General features: G+C 65.2%; 1 pseudogene. It reads left to right on the plus strand.

Annotated elements, in window-relative coordinates:
• Positions 1-66: 66 nt before the first annotated feature.
• Positions 67-1,420: pseudogene (locus NKH37_RS33955) on the plus strand (IS701 family transposase).
• Positions 1,421-1,443 lie beyond the last annotated feature (23 nt).

Raw genomic sequence — 1,443 nt, forward strand, 5'->3', positions numbered from 1 at the left:
CCTAGCACTACTTTGGCAGATTTTTAGTTCCGGGAGCGTTTCGAGGATTCCCAAGAGCGGTTTTGCGTGATTCATGAGAGGTCGGCTGTTGGAGGGGCCGGCCATGAACAGGGATTGGCAACTCGATCTGGAGCGGTGGCTTGAGCCGTTCGTCTCGGCGTTGAGGCACAAGACGCGTGCGCGGATGTGTCCGGCCTATATTGCTGGGCTGATTGGCCTTGGGGATCGCAAGAGCGTCCAACCGATGGCTGCGCGCGACGCAGGCGTCAACTATGACCAGCTGCACCACTTCATCGCGAGCGGCGTGTGGGATGCTGCGCCGCTGGAGAAGGTGCTGCTCGCGGAGGCCGACAGACAAGTTGGCGGGAACGATGCGTGGCTGATCGTGGACGACACCGCGCTCCCCAAGAAGGGGCGCCACTCGGTCGGCGTCGCGCCGCAATATGCCTCGGCACTTGGCAAGAACGCCAACTGCCAGACGCTGGTGTCGCTGACGCTGGCCTCTGGCGAAGTGCCGGTCATGGTGGGGCTGCGACTGTTTCTGCCCGAGAGCTGGACTTCCGATCCCGCCCGGCTCGACCGTGCCGGTGTGCCCGAGGACCATCGTGCCTACAGGACCAAGCCCGAAATCGCGCTGGCCGAGATCGACCGGGCTCGCGCAGCCGGCTTACGCTTTGGCTGCGTGCTCGCCGATGCCGGATATGGCTTGAGCGCCCCCTTCCGGCAGGCGCTCACCGAGCGCGGCCTTACCTGGGCCGTCGGTATCCCGTTCAAGCAGAAGGTCTATGCCGCCGACGTGGCGATGATCTTCCCCGTTGCCGGACACGGCCGCCCGCGCCGCCGGCATATCCCCGATGTGAAGTCGATGGCCGCGCAGGCGATGCTGGAAAAAGCCCAATGGCGGACGGTCAGTTGGCGGCGTGGCACCAAAGGCCGCCTCTCGGCCCGCTTCGCCGCTGTCCGTGTCCGGGTTGCAGATGGCCCACCCCAGCGCATCCGCGACATGGGCGCTCAGCATCTGCCTGGCGAGGAGGTCTGGGTGATCGGCGAGCACCGCTCGACCGGCGAGCGCAAATACTACCTCTCCAACTTGCCCGCCGACACCCCGCTCAAGCAGATCGCAGGCGCCATCAAGGCGCGCTGGCTCTGCGAACAGGCGCATCAGCAGCTCAAGGAGGAACTTGGCCTCGACCACTTCGAGGGGCGCTCATGGACGGGCCTGCACCGGCACGCGCTGATGACGATGATCGCCTACGCCTTCCTGCAATCTCGCCGCCTCAAACAAGCGGGAGGGGGAAAAAAGAATCCTCGGCCCGCCGCCCCAACCGAGCCTACCCGCCGTCAGGCAAGCCATCCTCACCGCGCTCGCGCAGCCGCCCCCAATCCGTTGTCCCCACTGCCGCAGAACCATCTCCGCTAAAAATCTGCCAAAGTAGTGCTAGG

It is taken from the genome of Mesorhizobium sp. M1217 (assembly GCF_040318275.1).
Taxonomy (GTDB): domain Bacteria; phylum Pseudomonadota; class Alphaproteobacteria; order Rhizobiales; family Rhizobiaceae; genus Mesorhizobium.